General features: G+C 43.8%; 30 protein-coding genes and 1 tRNA gene. 17 read left to right on the top strand and 14 right to left on the bottom strand.

Annotation, left to right across the window (positions count from 1 at the left end; translation table 11 throughout):
* Positions 1 to 2: 2 nt before the first annotated feature.
* From EYM_RS00450 to EYM_RS00440, 3 genes are read right to left on the bottom strand one after another with little or no spacing between them, the layout of a single operon-like run.
* The gene (locus EYM_RS00450) at positions 3 to 425 is read right to left on the bottom strand and encodes a DUF2286 domain-containing protein (RefSeq protein ID WP_075049170.1); all 423 of its coding nucleotides are present in this window, start codon (positions 423 to 425) and stop codon (positions 3 to 5) included.
* Positions 426 to 482: 57 nt separating this feature from the next.
* Positions 483 to 1769 (bottom strand): amidophosphoribosyltransferase, encoded by a 1287-nt coding sequence (locus EYM_RS00445; protein ID WP_075049169.1) that lies wholly within the window; start codon positions 1767 to 1769, stop codon positions 483 to 485.
* Positions 1770 to 1809: 40 nt separating this feature from the next.
* Positions 1810 to 3288: a 4Fe-4S dicluster domain-containing protein gene (locus tag EYM_RS00440; protein WP_075049168.1), complete on the bottom strand. Its 1479-nt coding sequence runs from the start codon at positions 3286 to 3288 to the stop codon at positions 1810 to 1812.
* A 67-nt stretch (positions 3289 to 3355) separates the two neighbouring features.
* Here EYM_RS00440 and EYM_RS00435 point away from each other — a divergent pair.
* Positions 3356 to 3473: transfer RNA gene (locus EYM_RS00435), tRNA-Pro, on the top strand.
* Between the two features lie 65 nt (positions 3474 to 3538).
* On the opposite strand, the gene EYM_RS00430 is transcribed toward EYM_RS00435, so the two are convergent.
* Positions 3539 to 4729: a thiolase family protein gene (locus tag EYM_RS00430; RefSeq protein ID WP_217221085.1), complete on the bottom strand. Its 1191-nt coding sequence runs from the start codon at positions 4727 to 4729 to the stop codon at positions 3539 to 3541.
* A gap of 41 nt (positions 4730 to 4770) precedes the next feature.
* Positions 4771 to 5703, bottom strand: coding sequence for a PLP-dependent cysteine synthase family protein (locus EYM_RS00425; protein WP_075050553.1), 933 nt, complete (start codon positions 5701 to 5703; stop codon positions 4771 to 4773).
* A gap of 60 nt (positions 5704 to 5763) precedes the next feature.
* Here EYM_RS00425 and sfsA point away from each other — a divergent pair, with 60 nt between their 5' ends.
* The 13 genes from sfsA (at position 5764) to EYM_RS00360 (ending at position 13899) form a co-directional block, all read left to right on the top strand.
* Positions 5764 to 6513 (top strand): DNA/RNA nuclease SfsA, encoded by a 750-nt coding sequence (sfsA, locus tag EYM_RS00420; protein ID WP_157058691.1) that lies wholly within the window; start codon positions 5764 to 5766, stop codon positions 6511 to 6513.
* 43 nt (positions 6514 to 6556) lie between these two features.
* Positions 6557 to 7483 (top strand): CBS domain-containing protein, encoded by a 927-nt coding sequence (locus EYM_RS00415; protein ID WP_075049166.1) that lies wholly within the window; start codon positions 6557 to 6559, stop codon positions 7481 to 7483.
* The gene (locus EYM_RS00410) at positions 7480 to 8040 is read left to right on the top strand and encodes a methyltransferase domain-containing protein (protein WP_075049165.1); all 561 of its coding nucleotides are present in this window, start codon (positions 7480 to 7482) and stop codon (positions 8038 to 8040) included. The genes EYM_RS00415 and EYM_RS00410 overlap by 4 nt, the downstream gene beginning before the upstream one ends.
* A gap of 217 nt (positions 8041 to 8257) precedes the next feature.
* Positions 8258 to 8890: an energy-coupling factor ABC transporter permease gene (locus tag EYM_RS00405; protein ID WP_075049164.1), complete on the top strand. Its 633-nt coding sequence runs from the start codon at positions 8258 to 8260 to the stop codon at positions 8888 to 8890.
* Positions 8891 to 8903: 13 nt separating this feature from the next.
* Complete coding sequence (locus EYM_RS00400) at positions 8904 to 9194, top strand: PDGLE domain-containing protein (RefSeq protein ID WP_075049163.1); 291 nt, start codon at positions 8904 to 8906, stop codon at positions 9192 to 9194.
* A gap of 7 nt (positions 9195 to 9201) precedes the next feature.
* Complete coding sequence (locus EYM_RS00395) at positions 9202 to 9846, top strand: hypothetical protein (RefSeq protein ID WP_075049162.1); 645 nt, start codon at positions 9202 to 9204, stop codon at positions 9844 to 9846.
* Positions 9846 to 10640: an energy-coupling factor ABC transporter ATP-binding protein gene (locus tag EYM_RS00390; RefSeq protein WP_075049161.1), complete on the top strand. Its 795-nt coding sequence runs from the start codon at positions 9846 to 9848 to the stop codon at positions 10638 to 10640. Before EYM_RS00395 ends, EYM_RS00390 begins: the two co-directional genes overlap by 1 nt.
* A 36-nt stretch (positions 10641 to 10676) precedes the next feature.
* Positions 10677 to 11243, top strand: a complete 567-nt coding sequence (locus tag EYM_RS00385; RefSeq protein WP_075049160.1) for a 50S ribosomal protein L6 — start codon at positions 10677 to 10679, stop codon at positions 11241 to 11243.
* Entirely contained in the window at positions 11240 to 11668 is a 429-nt protein-coding gene (locus tag EYM_RS00380) for a 50S ribosomal protein L32e (protein WP_075049159.1), read from the top strand. The genes EYM_RS00385 and EYM_RS00380 overlap by 4 nt, the downstream gene beginning before the upstream one ends.
* Positions 11669 to 11693: 25 nt before the next feature.
* A complete protein-coding gene (locus tag EYM_RS00375) occupies positions 11694 to 12146 on the top strand; it encodes a 50S ribosomal protein L19e (protein ID WP_075049158.1) in 453 nt (150 codons plus the stop codon).
* Between the two features lies 1 nt (position 12147).
* Complete coding sequence (locus EYM_RS00370) at positions 12148 to 12750, top strand: 50S ribosomal protein L18 (protein WP_075049157.1); 603 nt, start codon at positions 12148 to 12150, stop codon at positions 12748 to 12750.
* 16 nt (positions 12751 to 12766) lie between these two features.
* On the top strand, positions 12767 to 13420 hold the full coding sequence (locus EYM_RS00365; protein ID WP_075049156.1) for a 30S ribosomal protein S5: 654 nt from the start codon (positions 12767 to 12769) through the stop codon (positions 13418 to 13420).
* Between the two features lie 5 nt (positions 13421 to 13425).
* The gene (locus EYM_RS00360) at positions 13426 to 13899 is read left to right on the top strand and encodes a 50S ribosomal protein L30 (protein ID WP_174500662.1); all 474 of its coding nucleotides are present in this window, start codon (positions 13426 to 13428) and stop codon (positions 13897 to 13899) included.
* Here EYM_RS00360 and EYM_RS00355 read toward each other — a convergent pair.
* From EYM_RS00355 to EYM_RS00335, 5 genes are all read right to left on the bottom strand, one after another.
* Complete coding sequence (locus EYM_RS00355; protein ID WP_075049155.1) at positions 13885 to 14613, bottom strand: ATP-binding cassette domain-containing protein; 729 nt, start codon at positions 14611 to 14613, stop codon at positions 13885 to 13887. The two genes, EYM_RS00360 and EYM_RS00355, sit on opposite strands and share 15 nt — an antisense overlap.
* On the bottom strand, positions 14606 to 15373 hold the full coding sequence (locus EYM_RS00350) for an ABC transporter permease (protein ID WP_083494958.1): 768 nt from the start codon (positions 15371 to 15373) through the stop codon (positions 14606 to 14608). Before EYM_RS00350 ends, EYM_RS00355 begins: the two co-directional genes overlap by 8 nt.
* Entirely contained in the window at positions 15370 to 16590 is a 1221-nt protein-coding gene (gene pyrC / locus EYM_RS00345) for a dihydroorotase (protein WP_083494957.1), read from the bottom strand. Before pyrC ends, EYM_RS00350 begins: the two co-directional genes overlap by 4 nt.
* A complete protein-coding gene (locus EYM_RS00340) occupies positions 16562 to 16942 on the bottom strand; it encodes a hypothetical protein (RefSeq protein WP_075049154.1) in 381 nt (126 codons plus the stop codon). Before EYM_RS00340 ends, pyrC begins: the two co-directional genes overlap by 29 nt.
* Positions 16943 to 17085: 143 nt before the next feature.
* On the bottom strand, positions 17086 to 17505 hold the full coding sequence (locus EYM_RS00335; protein WP_075049153.1) for a CBS domain-containing protein: 420 nt from the start codon (positions 17503 to 17505) through the stop codon (positions 17086 to 17088).
* Positions 17506 to 17608: 103 nt separating this feature from the next.
* Here EYM_RS00335 and EYM_RS00330 point away from each other — a divergent pair, with 103 nt between their 5' ends.
* Together EYM_RS00330 and dcd are read left to right on the top strand one after the other, a co-directional pair.
* Positions 17609 to 18196: a hypothetical protein gene (locus EYM_RS00330; RefSeq protein ID WP_075049152.1), complete on the top strand. Its 588-nt coding sequence runs from the start codon at positions 17609 to 17611 to the stop codon at positions 18194 to 18196.
* Positions 18197 to 18262: 66 nt separating this feature from the next.
* Entirely contained in the window at positions 18263 to 18805 is a 543-nt protein-coding gene (gene dcd / locus EYM_RS00325) for a dCTP deaminase (RefSeq protein WP_083494956.1), read from the top strand.
* A 206-nt stretch (positions 18806 to 19011) separates the two neighbouring features.
* Here the strand turns inward: dcd and EYM_RS00320 are convergent, their stop codons facing one another.
* Positions 19012 to 19851: a sugar phosphate isomerase/epimerase family protein gene (locus EYM_RS00320; protein WP_075049150.1), complete on the bottom strand. Its 840-nt coding sequence runs from the start codon at positions 19849 to 19851 to the stop codon at positions 19012 to 19014.
* 77 nt (positions 19852 to 19928) lie between these two features.
* Here EYM_RS00320 and EYM_RS00315 point away from each other — a divergent pair, with 77 nt between their 5' ends.
* Entirely contained in the window at positions 19929 to 20483 is a 555-nt protein-coding gene (locus tag EYM_RS00315; protein WP_075049149.1) for an adenylate kinase family protein, read from the top strand.
* On the opposite strand, the gene EYM_RS00310 is transcribed toward EYM_RS00315, so the two are convergent.
* From EYM_RS00310 to EYM_RS00300, 3 genes are all read right to left on the bottom strand, one after another.
* Positions 20401 to 21567, bottom strand: coding sequence for an ATP-binding protein (locus tag EYM_RS00310; RefSeq protein WP_236943465.1), 1167 nt, complete (start codon positions 21565 to 21567; stop codon positions 20401 to 20403). The two genes, EYM_RS00315 and EYM_RS00310, sit on opposite strands and share 83 nt — an antisense overlap.
* Before the next feature lie 197 nt (positions 21568 to 21764).
* A complete protein-coding gene (locus EYM_RS00305; protein ID WP_083494954.1) occupies positions 21765 to 23222 on the bottom strand; it encodes a (Fe-S)-binding protein in 1458 nt (485 codons plus the stop codon).
* Positions 23219 to 24043 carry a hypothetical protein gene (locus EYM_RS00300; RefSeq protein WP_083494953.1) on the bottom strand — a complete coding sequence of 275 codons (825 nt, stop codon included), beginning with the start codon at positions 24041 to 24043 and terminating at the stop codon, positions 23219 to 23221. The genes EYM_RS00305 and EYM_RS00300 overlap by 4 nt, the downstream gene beginning before the upstream one ends.
* Positions 24044 to 24074 lie beyond the last annotated feature (31 nt).

Below are 24074 nucleotides of genomic sequence, written 5' to 3'. Positions count from 1 at the left end.
TTTTATTCCTCTTCTAATAGTTCTTGTGGTTCTTGTGCCACGCCCGTAGAAGCTTGTTGCGCTAACGCCTTCAAGTCCTCTATGGCGTCCTCCAAGTAAGGACTAATGAGGTATATTACGTAGGGGGATCCTTCGTATCCGTACTTCGGATACATGATGACGTAGTAAGGTATACTTACTTTAACTGTTTTGCCTTCTTTCCTCATGTTGAAGTTCTTCAGTACTTCGTATTGCTCCTTCTTTAATGGTAACTGATATTCCAGTTCTAAATTGTCCCTAAGTACGCTGAACTCACCTAAATCTGGGTTCCATTCGTTCTCTAAAACTGTTAAAGCCTTCAGTTTCACTACTTTATTCAATTCGTTATCTAATACAACCACGTTGGTTCCGCTATCCGGATCGTGAGATATTACTACGAGCTTCATGGGTTCCGTCTCCGCTTCCGCTACTAGCTAATTCTTTAAAAGGACGCTGGCGTAGAATCACTTTCCTTCTTCGGTCTCAACGGGATATTTCCCGGTAAAGCAACCCATACAGAGTTGAGACTCATCGACGCCAATTATTTCCGGTAACTTCTCGGGAGGTAGCCAGTTAATGCTCCTGGCACCAATGTACCTAGCTATCTCTTCATCAGACATTTGGGAAGCTATTAATTGATCCGCTGGCGGTACTTCGACTCCGTACCTGCATTCCGAAATGATCTTGGGACTTCCAATAAGTACGTCAACTGAAACGGCACCAACTCTGTTTCTTAGCGTTTGAATGACTGTCTTTAGGGTTAAGCCCCTGACTACGCTATCATCTATTATTAACACCCTCTTTCTTCTAAATACAGATCTTATTGGATTGAGCTTCAATTGAACTCCTATGACCCTTTCCATAAGGTTAACTCTTATCGCTGTGCGTGCCTTCCTCCCAGTAGCAACGAAGCCCATGTCGTACGGTTTTCCAGATTCCTTAGAATATCCGATAGCGAAGGGTAGGGCCGTTTCGGGAACTCCAACGACCGCGTCCACGTCTCTGGGATATAATTTAGCGAGTTCTCTTCCAAGTCTCTCTCTAACCTTATATACTTCTATACCATCAATCACGCTATCGGGTCTCGCGTTGTATATATATTCGAACACACATAGTTTCTTCTGAACGTTATAGAGCTTCCTCCTTTCCATTACCAGTTGATTAACGTAAATAGCTTCTGCTGCGTCGAAGTCCTTCTTTAGGTCAGCACCGATTACGTCGAAGGCAACGCTTTCCGTAGCGAAAACGGCCATATCGAAACCGAACCCACCTAACTGAAGCGGCCTCAAGCCTGGGGGTGACCTATAAGCGATAATTTCTCCTTCGGAAGTGAGCGCTAAGAGCGAAAAGGTACCTTTGAATTTCCTTAAGACCTTCTCAGCGAGTTCGACGCCGCTCACTCCCTCGCTCCTTGCCATAGAAATTTCAGTAGCCACGTCCTTCGGGGTTCCGTTAAATATTCTACCATCCACTACTACCGCGACCTCAACGTCTCCTTCCGCGAAACCGTAGTATCCGGGCACTTCGCTCCAGACGCCTCCAATGGAAGCCCAACCCGGAAGTTCAGTAGCTCTAGGGAGAACTTCATCCACGAAACCCTTCCCACAAATCCACTCTATCTTGGTACCGTCGCTAACAAACATACAAGCTTCTTCTTGTCCCCTATGCTGGAGAGCTAACAAAGAGTAATAATTGAACCTAGCAACGTTCCATGCCGGGTCAAACGCCAAGACGCCCGCTATTCCAGCCATATACTATCTACCGTCTTGAACGTCTCGAGGAACCTTAATATCAAGTTATCAAATCGTCGACTTTAAATAGCTCTATTCTTCGTTCCCACTCGTAACAAGGATCATTAATGGTGCTCAGACCCAGCTTCTCAACCAAGTCTTCGATTTCGAGGGGGTCTCCCGGTATCAGCCTCTTTCTCCGGTATATACAGGATAGGTAGAGTAAGGCCAACCTAAGTATAGCCTTCTTCGCCTTCTCATTAATTACCATAGCTAACTTATCTGAGCATTCATTACATGCTATTGTCTGCAACAAGGGCAGCAGCGCTGAATATAAGGTCTCCAAGTCTATCGAATCCATTGCAATTGTAGAGAGGGTCTTGAGAGTATTGTAGAGCTCTATGAACGAGCTAGGAGATACGTCGATCGGTTTCCCGCAAAGGAAGCATTGGAATTCCTTCCCCCCTTCAGTAACCAAGGTCTCTGAGTTACATTCGCTCTCGTTCGCCTCCTCGAGTTCAATGACTCTTATTGTATCAATTCCCATCTCAATTATTCCTTTGTTAGGAGGACATGCATTAACGCATGCCTCGCAACCTATGCAATTAGAGGGGTAAAACTGTATAGATTTCCTAACTGGATCCAAGAAAACGTGTTCGAGAGCATGAGTTGGGCAAACGTTTACGCACTGCAAACAGAAGGTGCAAAGCTTCTCATCTATCTTAACCTTATAAGAACCGGGCCAGCCTCTAATCCGAAGTCTCTTTACGTGCTGATCATCGATCAATTGAACGAACTTGCAATTGGAAAGCTTTTCCGGTAACTCTTCGTAACATTCGCCTCCGTAGCATACCTCGAAACCGAGGGATCGGAGTATTTTCACTAACTCATCTCGGGGGTTCCAAAAGAGAACTAGACTCTCTTTCGAAAACGCTTCCGGGAAGATTTCACTTGGCTCCAACAACCATATCTTCTTGACGTTTTCTAAACGACCTAGTGCCCTGTCATCGAAACCGGGCATGGAAAGAACCCTTTGAGGACATACGGCAACGCAATCACCACACGAAACGCATTTATCGGGATCAATCGAAACGTAGTTATCCCTCAACCTTATGGCTTCCCATTTACACACGTCTTTGCATTTAGTACAATAGGGTGAGAGACAAAGCGCCCCTTCATTTACTATTGGAAGTTTCACTAATTCCTTCTTAGTCGAAATTGAGACTATTGATTTGATGACGTCTTTCCTCGACACCTTACCTTTAGGCAGTTCACCGAATTTTATGGAGTAAGTATAGATCCACTTGTCTGCTTCTTTGGCCACCTTAAGTAATTCTTCCTCAGGACAGAGATCTTCTGGGCATATGAAAAGTCTCTCAACGTATTTGTTGAGATCTAGCTTCTTCGCGAAATTCATTACTTCCTCGAGTTTCCCAATTACTATAACGCTTTCCCTCTTCAAGGTGTTTTCTAGATCGTCCGCCGATACCCTAGGAATTTCATTAAACTTGTCTGACTTAGAAAGCTCCAGTACTTTCATTTAATTACCGAAATGGAAAGACATACAGATAGGTTTTTAAAGAATATAGCGTCGTCTATGGAACGGTGGGCCCGTCGTCTAGCTTGGACTAGGATGCGGGGTACGCCGGTACCCCCAAGGGTTTTCGGGTCGGCGCCCGACTCGGGTCCCCGTGGCCCCGGGTTCAAATCCCGGCGGGCCCACCAATCCTTAACATTAAATTAACAAATCTGACTCAGTATCAATATCTATGTAGGAATCTCCTAAAAGGTTAGACTAGTTCCAGAGCTATCGTAGTTCCACCACCAGTTCCGTGACAGAGGGTGGCAACGCCTCTATTCTGTCCATGTGTTTTGAGAGCATTAATCAAGGTCACTATTATCCTGGCTCCCGAAGCGCCTAACGGGTGGCCTAAGGCAATTGCGCCACCGTGAACGTTCATTCTCTCGTACGGTATTCCTAGCAAGTGATGCGGAAGCCACAAGCTTATAGCAAACGCTTCATTAACTTCGTAGAGGTCCCAGTCGTCCGGCTTTACACCGAGCTTCTCGGAAATGCGCCTTATACCGGGTACTGGTGCTTCAACGAAGTCCTCCGGCTTCAGGCCTACTATATCGTAACCTAGTATCCTCGCTAACGGCTTGAGGCCATATTCGTTCACGACCTTCTCTGGAGCTAAGATTAAGGCGGCCGCACCATCGCTTAACTGAGAGCTATTGCCCGCTGTGTGAACGCCATCGGGAGTGAAAGCGGGAGGTAGCTTGCTGAGCTTCTCAATGCTAGTATCCCTCCTTATTCCCTCGTCCTTATCTACTACGACTACCCCCTTCCGGGTTTTCACCTCAACCGGTACTATTTCGTTCTTAAATATTCCATCGTCCGTAGCTTTAGCCGCCCTCATGTGACTATTGAAAGCTATCTCATCTAGTTCCTCTCTCTTTGCACCGTACTTCTTAGCAGTTGCGTCAGCCTCCTCTCCCATTATCCTCCAGTTCCAAGCATCTGTTAATCCGTCCAGTACCATAGTATCTATAAGGTTCGCTTGCCTACCAATGAGATGCTTCATACCCGTTCGGGCTTCTTGAGGTAGACATAGAGGGGCCCTAGTCATGTTTTCCATTCCGCCTGCCAAAGCTATCCTCGCTTCTCCGAGCTTGATCGCCCTAACGGCATCTATTACAGACATCATGCCGGAGGAGCAAACCATGTTGATGGTGAAGCCATCAATATGGTGAGGTATACCGGCTAAGAGCGCGGTGCGTCTAGCTGGGTTCTGACCTACAGCTGCGCCTATAACATTACCCATTGTATAATAATTGACGTCCTTAGGTTCTATACCAGCTCTCCTAATGGCTTCCTTAACTGCTATCGCCGCTAGGTCTGGCGCAGGAACGTTTGAAAAGGCACCCAAGAACTTACCTATAGGCGTCCTGACAGCTGAGACCACGTAAACGTCGCTCACGATATCACCGCGCATAAGTTGTATTTGTTGTATATATTTACTTATAGCTCCAATCTATCAAGGTACCTAATCAATCCATCCGGACAGACGGTTGCAACTCTAATTCCTTCTCTAGCAAGCTTGAGCGACGCAGCCACGTTAGCTCCGCAACTCAATCCTCCCATAATACCTTCCCTTGAGGCCAAGAATTTCATTGTCTCCAAAGCTTCGTTGTCGGATATTTCAATCACTTCATCAATTAAGTGCCTATATTTTCTTAGAAGAGAACTAACGGGCATAGCAGTCAAGCCTTCTATCGAATGGAAGGTTCTGTCTCCATTGAGTCCTAAGAATTTGGAAATTAGCGTATTGCTAGGTACCACGGCAATAACTCTCACGTCTTCCTTCACTTCCTTCAAGTACTTTCCAATGCCTAGAATTGTACCGCCCGTGCCTACACCGGCCACGAAAGCGTCTAGCCCTCCCATTAGCTGAATTGCTTGGGCATGTAATTCAGGGCCCGTCGTTTCGTAGTGTGCCCTGACGTTAGCCTCGTTTCTGTATTGATCAAGCATTACCCAACCGTTCTCCTTTGCGAGTCTCACGGCCTTAGTGTAGTGATGCTCTGGATGACCTAAAGGGACTCCGCTTTCAGAGAAAATTACTCGAGCACCTAAGGCCTTCAGCATCTTTATTTTATTGGAACTGGTGGTTTTGGGGACGACAGCAACCATTTTGTATCCTCGGGCGGCCGCTAACATTGCCAATGAAATCGCCGTGTTTCCTGAAGAAGGTTCAACTATCGTAGAGCCTTCCTTGAGCAATCCTTCTTCTTCAGCCTTTTTTATCATAAATAAGGCAGGTCTGTCCTTTATACTACCACTAGGATTCATGAACTCAAGTTTGACCATGACTTTATTCTCATCGTTAACCAGCTTCCTTAAGAGGACCGAAGGCGTGTGACCAATTGCTCTGCCTATCCACACAATAGGCATCAGCCGTAAAGCCTTCTTCTTAGAGTTTTTGAAGCTCACCCTATGGGATGAGCTAACTTGATGCCTCTTTGGGTACCATCGCTTAAATCGCGACGTGGGAACGAGTTCGTTTCGTTATTTAGGGTAGATGTTATTAAATGTTCTATTTTGAGAAAATTGAATCGTTTCGTTGTTGAAGTGAAAGTTGGTAACGATATCAAATTAGCTCACAACTCCAATACGGGAAGGCTTCTGGACCTAATATGGGAAGGAAACGAATGCTTCTGTTCGCTTAACGGAGGGAGGAGGACGCATTGTAAGTTAGTGGCAGCTAGGGTCTTCATGGATTCCTTTGCAGTTTTAGATACGAGAATCCAAGAGATAGCTTTCAAAGAGGCACTGGAAAGAGGTTTGCTCCCATGGCTGAGGGGATATAAGGTGATAAAGAGGGCTCCTAAGTTTGGTTCATCTGTTTTCGATTTCCAATTAGTTTCCAACGAAGGGAAGATAGGTATAGTGGAGTTAAAGAGCGCAGATCTCAAAGGGGAGTATGAAGAAGGTATGTGGCCAGATTGTCCCACGCAAAGGGGCGTGAAGCAAATTAAAGATCTGATTAGTCTCAGAGGTTACGATAAGTACTTGGTTTTCGTTGTGGGGTTCGATGGAGCGTGTTGTTTCAGACCGTTCGAAGACGGACATCCTGGTATTACGGACTTGATACTAGAAGCCATGAAATCTGGGGTGAACGTTAAGGCAATAGGATTAGGTCTAGATGAAGTAACGAATTACGTTTACCTCTATGACAGTAATCTCCCATTAAAGCTGATGTAGTATTGATAACGTACTATGAGATATTAGCCGAGGGACGTTAGGAATGCTAACTCTCGAAGACGTGTTGAAAAACCCCGTAATTCCGAGAGTTGAAGCTACGGACTCGCTCAAGAAAGCGGCCAAAGTAATATGCGAGGGAGGTATAGGCGCCGCGCTGGCTCTAGACGACCAAGAAAGAATTAATTACTTAATCACTAAGACTGACGTAGTAAGGGCTGTTGCGAAAGGAGAGGACTTAGAAATTACCACCGTGGAAGAATATGGAACGCCCTCTCCATTGAAGCTAAGCGGAGACAAGGACTTGATTTCGGCCTTAAGATTACTGAAAGAATACAGAATATCTCACGTTCTAGTCACGCATGATAACAAATTAAAGGGAATACTATATATAAGAGATATAGTTTTCGCGCTAACGGAATTCATTCCCTCAGGTAAGCTCAACCTAGGTAATGTATCTAAGAGAATACCTAGATTAGATGAAAGGGCTACGATAGCTGACGTGGCAACAGAGATAGTCAACATGGACACTGAAGCCGCTTTCGTAGGTTCGAAGTTAGTTACTGATGAAAGCGTACTAAGAAGTGCCGCCTACGGTGACCCTTACTCTGATTTAGCATTAAATTACGCTGCTCAAAGGGTCATCACTACCGATCCCTTAACCGACCTAGAGTGCGCTGTAAGGCTTATGAGAACCAACAACACGGACAAACTAGTTGTTTGGAAAGGTAAAATTGCGTCCATAAAAGACATAGGATACATACTACCTGACATAGTAAAGGAGCTAACTCGATACGTTTTACTGCTTAAGGGCGGTGACGTAGATAGGCTGGAAGGTCTCCAAAACGTTAAAGTGATTAAGACCATCGGGAAGTATAACGCAATAGTAATAGTAGAAGGGGAAGACGCGCTCAAGAACGTTTCCCGAAGGATCGGAGACAAGGAATTAGTCGTTTTGGTGGAGTTACCTTGAAGAAGTTGGTTCCGTACATCGCTAGTCCAGTAAAAACGGCAGAGAAGATAGTAGAACTCGCCAAAGTAACGCCCAACGATGTACTGATTGACCTAGGCTCGGGAGATGGGAGGATAGTTGTATTGACCTCCAAGCTAAGCGGGTGTAAGGGAATTGGAGTTGAAATCGATAGCGCATTGGTGGCGATTTCGAGGAAGAAGGCATCCGAATACGGCGTTTCGAACAGAGTGGAGTTTATTGAAGGTGACTTCACTGAGGTGGATTTATCCGTAGCTACAGTCATATACCTTTACATATACTACGATGTCATTAGAGACTATTTAGTAAGGAAGCTAGAGAAAGAAGTTAAGGACGGCACTCGAATAGTAACGCTTGAGATACCTATTCCTAACTGGATGCCTATTGCTAGAAGAGGATTCCAAGACGAGAACGGAGTTGTGAGAACTCTTTACCTATACGTGAAAGGCGTTTCAGATCCGTCATCTTGGAATAACGACGAGCTTAACGAGGAATGGATGGAAGCGTTCAGAAAACGCCTTAGAGGAATAGCTAATTGAGTGACGAAGTCTATTGGTCGTAATTGCTCCCTAATTTCATTTAACGAGTTTAACGCGTTTTTACATTTAGAGTGATAAACTGCATATTCCTTTTCTATTCCATTATTAAGGTCGAATGCCTTTCGCTTAACAACTGCTAATGGTTCTTATTAGAACCTTATATTTATATTAAAAATCTTTTTAAGCATGACATTTTGTACACGAGTTGGTGAAATTTGTGCACATACCTGACGGCTACTTGAGTCCGCTCTGGGTACTTCTAACATACGTTGTTGCGATTGCCTACGCTTACCTAACTATAAAGAAGATCAGGGAAGGCAACTTATGGGCTCCGCAAAACGTTTCAAAGGCCACTTTACTAGCAGCAGCTATCTTCGTGGCTCAAATGCTGAACTGGCCTCTTCCAGGAGGTACTAGCTTGCACTTCGTGGGGGGGGCCCTGGCTTACATTCTATTGGGTCCATGGTTAGGCTTCGTCGCGATGTCAATGGTAATTACAACTCAATGTTTAGTCTTTCACGATGGTGGAATTACTGCCCTCGGTGCTAACTTACTCAATATGGCAATAGTAGATGGGTGGGTCGGATATTTGGTATACAACGCTATAAAGAATAAATTTAAGGGAAACGGTGAGCTTATCGGTGCTTTCTTAGGAGCGTGGTTTGGCATAACATTAGCAGGTTTCGTTTGTGGTATAGAGATAGGCTTAAGTCCGCTATTTCCCTTTGGAGTAGAAATATCCGTTCCTGTGATGACCGTTTGGCACTTCTTTTTGGGTATTATAGAGGGATTAATTACAATGATTGCCGTTAAAACTGCTAGAGAGTCGGACTTCTGGAATCCTATTTAAGGGGTGGTGGCGCATGTTAAAATACGTGTTAAGGAATAGGAGGCTGTTACAAGTAGTAGTAATAGGACTCTTTGTGAGTCCGCTTTTCGGTGTAATAGGTGCTGACCTAGTAGGATACCATGAACCGTTAGACGTAGCCGCAGAGGCGCTTCACTTAAAGGAAATGGAATTTAACTGGACCCCCTTCAGCGATTACACCGTACCGGGAGTTCCAGATGCTATAGGTTACATCATTGCCGGCATCATAGGAATCTCAGTAATATTCGCAGTGGGATACATATTAGCGAAAACTGCTGAGAAGTGATAAGATTATGGGAGGCCTTACGTCGAAGTTCGTGGAAGAAGTCAGCGAGCTTTCTTATGCGCTCTCTCGAGGTCGCGAGGGGACATCGAAAATCGAGTTCCTATTGTACGTATCAGCAACTATATACCTTTCTTTCGAGAAATCCATTGATAAGCTGATACTAGTATCTCTTCCATTCTTACTCAGGGAACTGATTAAGAGAAGATCGCGATTACGTACACTGAAGTACCCGTTTAGCGTTACCCTGTATCCTCTCGCTCTAGGTCTCATCACTACGCTTTTCTCGTGGACAGGGCTAGGTGATCGCGGTCTTGTCGAAGGGCTCTCGCTTACAATGAGATCTTCGTTATCAACTTTACTAATAAGTCTATATATAGAAAGAGTTGGCTTAATTAATATTTTGAAAATCCTTGTAGACCTAGGAATACCGGAAGGTATTGTAACGTTATATGAGTACGTTCTTCTAGTTGCATTAACGCTCTCTACCTCGTTACTAACGCTATTAGCTGCACGAGAATCTAGAACTTTGAAGAAGTTATTCTTGAAAGAAATTTGGAGACACCAATTATCGAGCCTTGAAATGTTCTTATATAGGGTAAGGTTCTATTTAGAACTAAGGTTAATGGCTCTTGAGGCGAGGAGGTTGGGATAATGTTAATTTTCGAGAACGGTGAAATCGGCTACAAGTATCCTATAATTCGAGACATCAACGTGCGCGTAGATTCCGGTGAGATAGTTGCATTAGTTGGACCTACGGGCAGCGGTAAAACGACTCTACTAATGACTCTAGCCGGATTGCTCAAACCAATCAAAGGGAGATTAGAAATAGATGGACTAAGATGGAGCAAAGATAGGTTTCGATTAAAACCTCTCGTTGGGCTAACGTTCCAAGATCCTGGGGCGCAACTGTTTAACCCGACAGTGTACGATGAGGTTGCGTATTCGCTCAGGACGCTGGGAATGAGCGAAGACGAAATTAGAGCAAGAGTTATTGAAACGTTAAGGAAGTTTGGTATAGAACATCTTACAAAGGAGAGAACGTTAAGACTTAGCCTAGGTCAGAAAAGACTCGTTACTATTGCTAGTATCGAAGTATACAAGCCAAAGTACGTACTCTTAGACGAACCCACGAGTTTCTTGGATAACGAATCGTATTGGAAAGTATTGAAGTACATTATTCAGCTCAGAGAAGAAGGAAGGTCCGCTTTAATTGCAACTCACGATCCCGAGCTCATATGGATATCGGATAAGGTACTAATGATCGAGCGCTCTTCCATAGTGGAATACAATGCTAAAGGCAACTTAACTCTCGAGGGTTTAGTTAGAAGTAAAGTGGTGAAGCCTCCGTCTCTACTATTCTTACTAGAAAAGTGTCCTTCTCAAGAACGCAGTTTAATAGACTCGTTAATGGAATATACCTACGAGAAGCTTCATAAGAGTCCTTAAATCCCCGTAAGACACCCCTCAATGGGTAAATGAAAAATGGCTAAAGCCGTGTGGGTCCATCACTTAGTAGAGATACCGGACGGCGTGACCGTAACGGTAGAGGGCTTGAAAGTGAAGGTAAGTGGACCTAAAGGAACGCTTGAAAGAGACTTCTCCCACGCTAAGGGCGTTAACATAAAACTAGTGAAGACTGAAGAGGGCAAGGATGCCATCTTAGTAGAGACATTCTTTGCCAATCGCAAAAAGAAGGCGTTAGTTAGAACGATTGCTGCTCATATAAACAACATGATAATCGGAGTTACCAAAGGCTGGAGGTATAAAATGAAAATAATATTCTCACACTTCCCAATAAGCGTTAACGTAAAGGGCGACGTAGTTGAAATAGCGAACTTCATCGGAGAAAAGGCCCCGAGGATAGCTAAAGTCCTTCCTGGCGTTAAGGTTCAAGTAAAGGGTCGAGATCTAATAGTTGAAGGGATAGATTTAGAGAAAGTAGCTCAAACTGCAGCAAATATAGAACTAGCCACTAAGATTAAGGACTTCGACAGAAGAGTGTTCAGCGATGGAATATACATCTATGAGAAGGAGGTGATTGAGAAATGAGCTCCAACGACGTATTAGCTAAACGCAAAGAAGTACTAAGAAACTTACAAAAGAGAAGGAAGAAAATGAAGAAAGCAATAAAGATCAGAAACGATCTTCCAGAATTCATAAGATATCACTGGTGGAGGTACTTCAGGCTCGAAAGAGGCTATAAATGGAGGAAGCCTAAGGGCAACGATAACAAGAGCAGGCTTCAGCTAAAGGGATACCCACCGATCGTAAAGATAGGATATAGAACGCCAAAAGATGTGAGAGGACTGCATCCCAGCGGTTTGGAGCCTATTGTAATACATAACGAAAAGGAGTTGGAAAAGGTAGATGCGAGCAAACACATAGTCTACATAGCGAGCAGTGTTGGAAAGAGGAAAAGGGAAATTATAGTTAAGAGGGCTGCAGAGCTCGGGATAAGGATAGCGAACGCTTAGTTCGAGTTTCGAGAGGTGAGTTCGGATGAGAGCGGATAAGGTGGCGAGGTTAGCAGCTAGCGTAGCTGGTGTAGGAGAAAGTAGAATATGGATCGATCCAACTAGGCTAGATGAACTGAACGAAGTGGTCTCTAAAGCCGACGTTAGGAAATTAATGGAAGAAGGCGTCATCAAGGTACTACCAGAGAGAGGAAATTCGAGGAGTAGATGGAAGGTTCGACACGAGCAAAGGAAGAAGGGTAGGAGAAGGGGTTATGGTAAGAGAAAGGGTAAGGCAACGGCTAGAACGCCCAAGAAGGAAGTATGGATGAACAAGATAAGGAAGATAAGGAGGTTCCTAAAGTACCTACGAGACAAGGGCGTAATAGACAGAAGGACCTACAGGGAACTATATAGAAAGGCAAAAGGTGGTGAATTCGACAGCTTGAGGAACTTGAAATTACATCTAAGAGAAAGATATGGCATTGAGGTGAAGTGAAATGGCCCATGGACCCAGATATAAGGTACCTAGGAGAAGAAGGAGAGAAGGAAAGACTGACTACAGGAAAAGGTACAAATTAGTCCTAAGCGGCCATCCAATATTCGTTGTAAGGAAGTCTAACAAGTACGTATGGGTTCAAATAGTGAAGCCTCAAGTCCAAGGCGACGTCGTAGTAGCGGCTGCCCATTCGAAGGAACTACAGAAGTTCGGATGGAAGGGCTCTGGTAACTCCCTTCCTGCGGTTTACTTAACTGGTATGCTTGCTGCACTCAGAGCAAAGGAGAAGGGCATTCAATACGCCGCACCCAATATAGGTCTACACAAACCAACTAAAGGGGCAAGGGTCTTCGCTGCCATCAAGGCTGCAAATGACGTAGGCTTAGAAGTCCCTATGTCGGAAGAGGTCGCACCGTCTGAAGAGAGGATAAGGGGTGAACACATAGCGAGCTACGCTAAGATGCTAAAGGAACAGAACCCCGAGGAGTTCCAAAAGAGGTTCTCAGTACTCTTAAAGAATGGATTCGACCCAGAGAACTATCCAAGTCACTTCGAAGAAGTGAAATCGAAGATCCTCGAAAACTATAAACAAGTAGCGGGTTAAAGGGAGGGGGTCGGAAATGAGCGTCCGAGTGGACCAAACCGAAAGCTTGGAAACTTGGGTACCGAAGACCCGAGTAGGTAAAATGGTAAAGGAAGGGAAGATAACTAGCATCTACGAGATATTCGAGAAAAACCTACCAATACTGGAACCGGAGATAGTCGACTTCCTTGTCCCTGATCTCAAACATGAAGTATTGGACGTAAGCCTAGTACAGAAGGTAACGGATGCTGGAAGAATTACTAGGTTGAGAGTACTAATAGTAGTAGGCAATGAAAACGGTCTAGTTGGGCTTGGAATGGGCAAAGCGAGGCAAATGAGGTTTGCAATTCAGAAGGCCCTCACTAACGCGAAACTCAACATAATCCCCGTAAGGAGAGGCTGCGGAAGCTGGGAATGTACGTGTGGTGAACCGCACAGCGTACCCTTTACAGTACACGGAAAGAGTGGCAGCGTTAGAATCACCTTGAAACCAGCACCAAGAGGAACCGGATTGGTCGCAGGCGATGTAGCCAGAACAGTTCTAAAATACGCTGGTCTTAAGGACGTATGGACCCATACTGAAGGAGAGACGAGGACTACACACAACTTCGCCAAAGCCACGCTTGAGGCCTTAAAACAGACCTATAGGTTCTTGGCACCTTGGGACTGGACGCAGCCGCAAGAAGGGTGAAGGACATGAGTGCCTACGTTATAATAAGAATTAAAGGTCAACCAGACGTCCCACCGGACGTCGAGAAGACCTTAGAAAACCTAAGGTTGCACAAAAGGTATCACGCCGTAATTTATCCAAAGGACTTACCGGGACTAGAAGGCATGTTAAGGAAAGCGCAAGCATGGATAACTTGGGGCGAAATAAACAAGGAAACGTTAGCGCAACTTTTGGAGAAGAGAGGTAGACTACCAGGAAATAAGAGACTTACCTTAGATGTACTAAAAGAGAAGTTCAATGTTAACAGTTACGAAGAACTAGCTGAAAAGATACTAAGTGGCGAAGTATTACTCCATAAACAAGACGTTATAAAACCAGTCTTCAGGCTCCATCCTCCTAGAGGAGGTTTCAGAGGTAGTACCAAGAAGCCCTACGGAGCTGGCGGCGAAGCCGGCTACAGAGGAGAGAAGATTAACGAGTTATTGTTAAGAATGCTCTAATTTCGATATTACCTCATTTAATTTCCTTATTTCCTCGAAATGCGCCTCTAGATATTCCCTCAAGGCCTTCTCTAGAGGTAAAGGCTCTAAGAGTTTTCCTTCAACCATTAGAGCTACTTTATCTGCAAGTTCCATTGCTTCAATTAGATTGTGTGATATATGTATAACTGGAAGTTTTCCTTTCACTTCCCTTTTAATTAACTCTATCGCTCTTCCACGCGTACGCGGGTCCAACGAGGACGTGGGCTCGTCTAACAACAAAAGCTTGGGTTTAATTATTAGAGCTCTAGCTAACGCGACCCTTTGAGCCTCGCCGCCAGATAGCTGATGTGGCTTCTTAGTGAGTAAGTGTGATATGGATAGCTCCTTTGCTAACTCAGACACCTTCTCTTTCACTTCGACCTCAGGAATTCCCCTTACCCTCAAGGGAAAGGCTATATTCTCATATACTGTCATATGAGGCCATAGCGCTAGGTCTTGGGGGAGTACGGAAATACCCCTTTTCTCGGGAGGCAACGACGTTACGTCTATTCCATTTATCTTTATGGAACCCTTTGCAACCTTCCTGAAGCCTGCTATAGCTTCTATTAATAGACTCTTACCGCTCCCGGACGCTCCCATAATTACTACGTAGTCCTTATCACTTAGATTAACTTGATCAACCTCGACGCGAAAACCCTCAACTTCGACAACTAGCCCCTTTATCTCAATCATTTCCCTTGCTCCGGAGTTGTTGAACGACGAGGAAGAGTATTATTGTAATTATAGCCAATATTGTTGAAGCTGTCAGCGCGTACTCCAATCCCAAGGTTTTGTACCATTCGTAAACAAGCACGCTTAGGGTCATTGGATTATAAGCTAGAATTAAGAGGGCGCCTATCTCGCTAATTCCACGAGCCCATGCCAGTAAGGAGGCAACCATTATGCTCCTTTTTGAAAGAGGTAACGTTATTTTAATGAACGTTTGGTAAGGATTAGCGCCTAAGGACCTGGCTACTATTTCCAAGGACTCCGGTATGTCTTCTATACCGTTCCTGAGCCCATTGACGTAAAAAGGTAAACCCACGAACACCATTACTGCTATGGTACCGTATATATTATCTATAATAGTTATACCAATTTCCCTAAGTAAATAACCGAGGGGAGTTCCTTGGAACGCCAGTAGCAGCATAATTCCTATAACGCTGTGAGGTAGCGCCATTGGTAGATCAATAATAGATTGAAGTACGTTTTTTAACTTACTGCGCGAGCGGGCCAAGAAGTACGCTAAGGGTGTTCCAAGCAATATGAGAATTACGACCGAGATTCCCGAAGCCACTAGGGTAGTACGTATAGACTCGTTTAGAGTCTTGCTTAGGTACTCATTACTAAAGACCTCTTCGAAGCTACTTGGGTTTACGTTAGCAAATAAAGTTATTAAAGGTACTACTACGTACGCTATCAATATCATTGAAGGGATATAGAATACCTTCAACTGTATCCCGGAAGGTTCGAGACGTCTTTCTTCATAAAACTTCCATAATAATACCTAAGCGAACCCCTAATTACAGTGGCGTAAACAGTATACTTCAAAGCGAAACCGCAGTAAGGTCCGAATTTGGCCTTGCTTTCGAACGTTTCGCAATTAACTACTGAACTCTCCTTGCGCAAAATCGTGAAGGACGCTTGCGCGCCCTTCCTTATCACACCTAACTTAGGCCATAAGCCCAATAACTTAGCTGGGAGCTCCGAGTAGGCCTTTATTGCGTGTTCCAAGGAAAACTTGGAAGCTATTAGAGGTAGCGATATGTCCAAACTGGCAATACCTGGAGGACACTCAGTGAAACTTAATTTCTTTTCCCATAGTGCGTGAGGAGCGTGATCGGTAGCAACAATCCAAGGGTTGGAACGGAAGGCTTCTCGTAGCTTCCTAACTTTACGGTAATCACGCAACGGTGGGTTGACCTTAGCCAAACAACCTTTGATCCTTTCATCGGTAGAACTTAGTAACAAGTGATGAGGCGTCGAATCGAAGGTGGATCCTAGCTTTCTCAATTTATCTACAGACTCGGGAAGGGTTACGTGCGTGAAATGTACTCGGGGGAAGTCCTTGAATAACTCAATAGCAGATATCTCCGCATAAGGATTCCTAGTGAAGTCTCTATCACCGGGAACGGGGGACTCCTTAACGTATATTGGGTCCTCGGGGTGAACGATCACGAACGCGTTCGTATTTTTCAATGCCTTCGCTCTTGGGTAATCCTTTGGATATACCTTGAATCCTAAGATTGGTAACTTGGCTATTCTCCTCACTTCCTCTTCGTTGCTAGGGACTCCGGAATATATTGCGAAATCTGTATACGAACGCTTAGTGAAGTCTTCTATTCTTTTCATCACTAACTCTTCGGAGTTAACTTCCGGCTGAGTGTTGGGCATGTCAGCAATTGCTATGATCCCTCCTTTAAGGGCAGCTCTGGTCGCGCTCTCTATCGTTTCCTTATATGAAAGCTGCCAGTCCCTCACGTGTACGTGTATATCGATAGCGCCGGGAATTAGGTACAAATCATCGCCTTCAATACATATTTCGCATGGACACGAATCGCCATAGCTCCTTACGTCTAACTTATCGCCATCAGATAAGATAGTTACTTTTCTCCATTCGTTTTCAAGGTAAGCGATCCCTCTAAACCCTATTTCGCAATCTCTCTTCAAGTCCCTTTGCCTCCTTCTCGGTTAAGCCACCTATCCTTAACTTAATCACGCACCCGTCCTCTTCCAGTCTACCAATTCCCTCCCAGGGAGCTCTAGTTAATCCACTCATTATTCCGGCAACCAGTCCCCTCTCGAAGTGACATACGCCTTCCTCATCCGAAGTTGCGAGACCTACTGCGTCCATAACGTAAATTTCGTTGCCCTTTTGAAGGGAATCAATGCCTATCCATGCAAGTATTTTAGGTACCTCTCTAATCGCTTCCTCAGGATCCATAACTCTCTCGTAAGAGTTCCTAGCTATTCTCGCACCCATTTCCTTACCTGTCTCGTAGAGAACGACTGCCGCTAGCATTTCTCCTTCTCTTTTTCTTATTTTATCATATACTACGACGAAAACGTCCGAAGGTAATATCCACGCTTTCAGTTTACCGAGCTTTAACTTTCACCACCTGTTCCATATTAAACCCACGAAGGAACTCGTTGATAAGTTGTAGTTTAACAGTAGAAGAAATGTATTAGGAGCAATAGGCTTTCTAGAATGTCCCTAAAGGCTACCACTCCCACTGGTCTCCCCCTTTCATCAACGACTGGTAAATGCCTAACGTTAGCGTCTTTCATTACTCTTATTGCTTCCATTATATCAGTCTTCGTTTTCACAGTTATAGGATCTTCGGTCATAATGTCTCGTGCCTTCAGCTTAATTCCGTTCTCTCCTTCACTTAACGCATAGAGTAGGTCGTGCTCCGTTATTATTCCGACCAACTTGTCCTCTTCGGTTACTAGAGCCGAACCGTATTCGTGTTCTAACATTTTCTTAGCAACTTTAACTACGTTTTCATCGGGCGAAACTACTAATGGAGGTGTTGTCATAATATCATCGACAGTAAGTGGGATCTTCCTTCTCCTTCTTATCATAACTTACCTCCAGATATTCTGAGAGCGTTACCAGTTAATTAGAATGGCATGTGAGGAAAGGAAATATGAATCCCGCACGTAGTAACGCCTAGGAGATGAGGCTTTGGAGAAAAGGGTATTAGCAATAATTGCGTTCTCATTAATCCCTTCCGTTCTAGCGGCTACCGCGCCTTGGATGGTAAAGGGCTTCAAAGTTTCTTATTATCAAGAAGTAAAGAATAGCGGACTCTTAGCTCTAAGAGGGAAAGCACTCTACTCTAATATAACAATTGAAGTGGTGGACGTACTCTCATCGAGCGAGTTAAAAATAAGGATGTACGGGAACGTAACATTGGTTGGTGCTAAAACGAGTACCCAAGAGATAGATAGAACCATCACCGTAAACTTGAACGATAGGAACGTAAGCTTGCCAATGTTGACTGAAGAGAAGTTAAACCAAACGCTCTCGAGCTTCCCCTCGGAATGTAAGAACGATACTTGTGTAATCTATCTAAATCAAACCCAACAAATCCCAGAGAGAAACATGATTATTATAATTAAAGGAAAAACTGTCCTTGATAAAAAGCTCTTATTAGTAAAAGAATCCGACGTAGAATTAGACGTCTACATGAGTTCAGGAGCAACGCAAAGGATAGTTGGTAAGTCGATTTCGAGACTAATCCTAACGAGCTACTATTTCCCTCATAAGTAACGTTTACTCTTCGTTATCCTGTTTTTGTGCTCACTCGTTTCTATCTTCAATCGGTGTAATAAGGAATTGATCCTCTCGGATGGAGGCATCAAATCGTATTTAAAGAGAGGTTTAATGAGAATCGAACCTTTCACGGAAGCTCAGATAAGGGAGAACGGGGTCGATCTAACCATAGGCAATCAGTACGCTAGGTTCAAGAGAACGGAAGACGTGCTAGACGTAACAGAGGAGACTGACTTATTGAAGTACTATCAGATAGGGATTATGGACGACGAAGGAATGGTCATTGAGCCATACGAACACGTCTTGCTACACACGAGGGAGTACGTGGAAATGCCTCCCGACTTGGTAGGTTTAGTTAACTTGAAGAGCAGTTTCGCTAGACTCGGACTGTACATTCCACCTACCGTAGTGGACGCTGGCTTCAAGGGCGAAATAGTGATTGAGGTAATTGGCAGTTCCTTTCCGGTTAGAGTGAAACCTGGCGTTCCGTTCATCCACTTGGTCTTCTTGAGAACCGATTCACCGGTGTTAAGGGACTACTCAGTTAGAGGTCGCTACCAAGGACAGAGGGGCATAAGGCTCCCAAAGCTACCTATAAAGCTTTAATTTTCGGCCTCAAGTGAAATTATCACGGAGCGACGGGGGATCAGTCCGCGGTTCCTTCATCACGTCTCAGCATAATCGAGTCTCATAATTTCCCCGTCGCCTCATTCCATAACGCACACTTCCAACATTCTCATTATAAAGATCAAGAATCCGATTAGCGATTCGTATTTTTAAAGAAACGGTAACTCAGATACGGAGCGAGATTCCTAAGTTCGCTTATATACCTTCATCCACCCCTTTATCTCTTCTAGCTCCTTAGCAACGAATCGCGGAGAGGCTGGTCCGTTAGGTGAATGGAATACTTCGAGCGTTACGTACTGAGGTTCAAATAAGGTAATGTACTTCGCGGCAACCCTCTTAGTAATGGGATAAGTAAGACCAGTGTGAATCCTCAATCTTCCTTCGTCGAGAGTATAGCCGTGAATATGCATACACTTAACGTTAGATCCTATGGAGTTCTTCCACGTTTCTAGGACGTCATCCACGTCTACTCTCTCTAGGTCTATTTTATGACGCTTAGAGAAATCAACTATTGCATGAACTATATCTAAACAGAACTCAGCATTAGTTTCATCCATTATATGTCCGAGGATGTCGGGATGACCGAGCTTTCCCACGTTTTCTATATAGAAATCTATGCCCAGTCTCTTAGCCGCATCCAATAGTTCCTTCACAGACTCAATTGCCGCATTTACTATTTCGTCCTTAGCGTCACTTAACCTTTCAGAGGTAGTCAAATGAATAACTACATACATACCTTCGAGTCTGCTAGCTATATCTAAGATGTTCTCAATTACCTTTACAGCGCCCTTTCGCAATGGCTCCCATGGAGATGCTAAGTCTATGCCTCTCCATGGGGCGTGAAACGAGAACTTCAAGCCTTCATTCTTTATATTCGATATTACTTCATTTAAAAATTCGTTCTTAGTAGGTATTGGATAATCTAGGCTAATTTCTAAGTAATTGAAGCCCCCTTCCTTGATCTCCTTTGCTATCTTCTCTACTTCTTTCGTATCCTTTGGAATTATCGAATATCCAAATAACACATTAGATTACCGAATTGCTAAGGCTCTTACGAACGCTTTATGAGTGAACGTCCTCAATCCTACAACGTGAGCGTCTGTTGAGTTTCATACTCGTTACGGGAATACCTGGAAGCGGGAAATCCACTCTCTCAGAGGCAATTGCGAAAGAAATCGATTGCAAAGTGCTTCACGTAACGGATTTAATAAAAGATAAGAAGTTTTATGTAGAAATCGAGAGAGACTCATGTGGCGATCCTCTCTATGTAGTAGATATGGATAAGTTAGAGGAATACGTTAGGAAACTGGATGGTTGTTGGATAATAGAGGGCGTAGTAGTTGATTTCGTCCCTCCGGAAAAGGTTAAAAAAGTAATATACCTCTACGCACCAGTAAAAATTCTATACGAAAGAATGAGTAGCAAAGGATATTGCAGAAAGAAAATATGTGATAACTTGGAAGCGGAACTCGTTGGTTCATACTTCCAGATATTGCTTGAAGAATACAATGGAAAAGTTAGTTGCTTAGATACGAGTAGGAGCTTAGAAAGTACGTTAAAGGAAGCCATTTCAATTATAAAATGTTTGAAAAGTCCTTGTAGTCCCCATCCAGATGAGGAGTGGGAAGACTTCTTCCGGCTCTGTCCCTTAGAGTAACGAAAACTCTCACAACGTAAGATCCAGAGCTAACTATTGCCTCCCCCGTTCTTAGCGAGATAACGTCTTTCCACAGCTCCGGTCTACCTATACTCTCAGCGATGTACTTTGCATCACTAACTTCGTTCATTTTGTGAATTATCTTGAGCATGGTATTCTTTACTACAGCCTCGTTTAAGTTCCGGGGAGATTGAGTTACTGCTATAATGTGTAATCCGTACTTCCTTCCCTCTTGAAAAATTTTATCAATAATTGAATACGAATTTGACGTTGATGCAACGTTTTGCGCTTCCTCTATAACGACGTACACGTCCTTTCGAATTTTCCTTTTAGATAATTCACTAAATACATAAGAGAGAACCAAACCAGTTAGGAACCTCTTGGCGTATTCACTGTACTCTTCTAAATTAACTATTAGACCTTTAGAAACTAGGTCTAGTATTTCGTCTAGTTTTACACCTTCCCTACACCTCTCGTGTCTTAACATCTCGAGTTTTCTCAATATGGAATGCTTCGTCTCCTTTATCCACCTACTGGTCTCTTCAAATGAATGTATTTGAGCTATGAGATCTATTAACCCGAACCTCTCTCTAGTTTTATATAGGACTTGAACGACTTTGAAGAGCACGTAGTACTGAGCGTCGCTGAGGTCTAAAGCTATTGAAAACAAGTCCATTAGTTCGTGAACCTTCAACTTCGACAACTCATTTAAATCAATACAATTAACCTTGCGATGAACCAAATCGTACTCCCCGTGCCAATCGAAAATTAAGAAGTTGTTCGATAGCTCGCTCACTATTTTCTTAATAGTAGTACTCTTACCTGAGCCACTGGATCCGACAACCAATACGTGGCGTTTGAGGTCGCTTGAGTTTAAGCAGAAAGGCGATGACGTTTGTATATCTATCCCTATACATAAATTTCGGTTTCTTCGCAAATGTAATTTTAAAAAGTGAGGAATGAGTTCCTCACTCCTAGTTTTGGATTTACAAGAAATGGGTCTGAAATTTGGGTGCGAACGCGCTCTTATTTCTATAGTCTTTATCAACTTTTTACTTTTAAAACAACAGACTTTAGTTTTCATTTTGAACGTTTTTAAGTTAAGTATTATTTCAACTTCACAATTATTTCGTTCCCCTACTGTTTGAAGGAAAGACACGAAACTACTTAAGTCTACTTCCTCACCTTCTACCGAAAAACATATCTCCCTACATATCAAGGATTTGCCCTGTTTATTAAGAAAACTTATAAAAAGTTGGGATAGTAGTGAAAATTTTCGTTTCAGCCAACGACCTTTAGTTTGTCCGCTAGGTACTCGGATATGTGAATTACTTTTACGTGAGATATACCCATTTCCTTACCGTAGTGTTTAACTCCTCTAGCTATCGTTTCGATGCAAGCTGGGCAAGCCGTAGCCACAATGTCGGCACCGCTCTTCTTTATGTCTTCCATCTTCCTCCTAACAGCTATTAGGTGCTTCTTCTCAACGTTTCTCTCGAACTCCTCTTCCTTAGGTGGTATCTTAATGTCCATACCAACTATTTGACTCATCATTAGTCTCACTTCTCGAAGTATACATCCAATCCCTCCTCCACCACCGCAGCAGTAGTTCATTTCTCTATTATGAGGTAGATCGCGATATCCTGTACTTGCTGCCTTGAGGAGGTTTCTTGGAGGTTCGTAAACCCCGGAGTGTCTACCTAACTGGCAAGGATCGTGCCAAGTTATTGCATCATTGGACTTCTCGAATTTTATTTTACCCTCTTTTAGTAATTCGTCTAATAACTCCGTTATGTGAATTATCTTCCACTCTGGCTTCTTTCCTAGGGATTTAATTATAGTTCCATACATCTCGAAGCGCCACGTGGGATATACGAATCCTCCGTCCATCATTACAACGTAATCGGGATTGTATTCATCGATAACCTTAGCTATGTGGCTCACCACCTTTACTGCGTTTTCGGAGTTACCAATTACTACGCTTATTGGAGCTCTTATACCCTCTGGAACGCTCCACATGGTCCAGTCTATTACTCCACCTTCTTTGAGCTTATTCAATATCTTTATGGTGGATATAAAGCCTTCTCTCATCATCATGGCGTCTGTTAACCAGCCTAGGAAGAAGACCTTAGGCTTGCCTATATCTTCCTTGGGGAATTTCTTGTCGAATTCTATTGGTCCAGCTACCTTCTGTGCTTCCTCTAGAGCGCTCTGCCAAACTTGCATTAATCCGGGAACTTGCTTATACATTTGATAGACTTCTAGCGCCTCGAACATTGCGAGCAAAGTTGGAACGTTACCAGTTGCAGTTAGTATTGACTTTAGTAGGCCAACGACCTTTCCGCTATGAATACCGACCATACAAGTATAGTAACAGTGGCCACAGTTAGTACAAGCGTAAGCCAAATCCATCAATCTGTCGATGTCTTCCTCCGTTGGCTTTTCAGCACCTACCAGTTTGCCGAGGATTTTGCCTGCAATGGTCATTTCCTTTCTATATATTTTCCTAACTTCTTCGGCTTTGTTGACAGGGCTGTACTCTGGACCAACCTCGTAAAATGGACAAGCTGGTGCACATCCAGCACAATTTATACAGTTCTCTAAGTAGTGAAGCATTACGGCATCTACTTTAGACATAGCCTTCTTAATTGCGGTCTCTAGGTCAACCTTGTTCTTTTGCATCATTTCAATGAACTCTTGCATCATCTTATTCATATCCGTTCCACTAGGGGAGCTCATAACGCCTCACCTCTCTTTATATCTACATCATACCACTCGTGAATCTTACCATACCAGTAACCAAACACGAAGTGCCAATATTTACTAAATGGTAAGTATATCAGGAGTAATTCCGCCAGTAATATATGTAATCCTAACACATTCGTATAAGTAACGCTATCTGCTGAAGGGTAGTGTCTCGCTGCCATATATCCGCTAAGTATTATTCCAAAGAGCAGCGCGTATGCTACGAAGTCTCCAAGCCTGTAGGGTGCTTGGTTACCTTTCATTAATATTTCGGTCAGCCTCGCGGCACACTTGTAGCCTAGTGCAACTAATACGAATATCGCTAGTAAGTCACCGTTCAATAGTACGGTTAACGGTCCCCAGATAGTGTTAACGAACGCGGTTGACATGTTACTTGATGGTATCACTGGAGCTGTAACAGTTAGTACGCTACTCGTCACGCTTAATGGTACAGCGAAGATCCATAGAGCTTTGTAGGGCGGGAAGTAATACGTCCACCACGCAATGTGCTCGGAGAGTAGGAATAGTACTGGTATTACACCTAACACGTGAAGTAGTACCAATCCAGCAATGAAGTCGTCGGGTTTGTTAGTTATAGAGAATATTATTGGTCTGAGGAAGGCCATTATAAGTCCCTTTACAGCTTCGCCGAACGAGAACTTCCTTCTTTGAGCAGGCGGTATTCTAGCTCTGACTAGCATTCTAACTAGTCTGTATGCCGCTCCTGCAGAGAATATGAATACGCTAGGCACCAGTAAGTAGTACACTGCGAACCCGAAGAGATTCGATGGTGAACTCCATCCGCCAACGTTCATCCTAGATCACCTCCTAAAATGCCTATTTCAT

It is taken from the genome of Ignicoccus islandicus DSM 13165, assembly GCF_001481685.1.
In the GTDB taxonomy this organism is placed as follows: Archaea; Thermoproteota; Thermoprotei_A; order Sulfolobales; family Ignicoccaceae; genus Ignicoccus; species Ignicoccus islandicus.
Note: the sequence above shows the minus strand (reverse complement) of the source record. Positions and strands in the feature narration are given on the sequence as shown.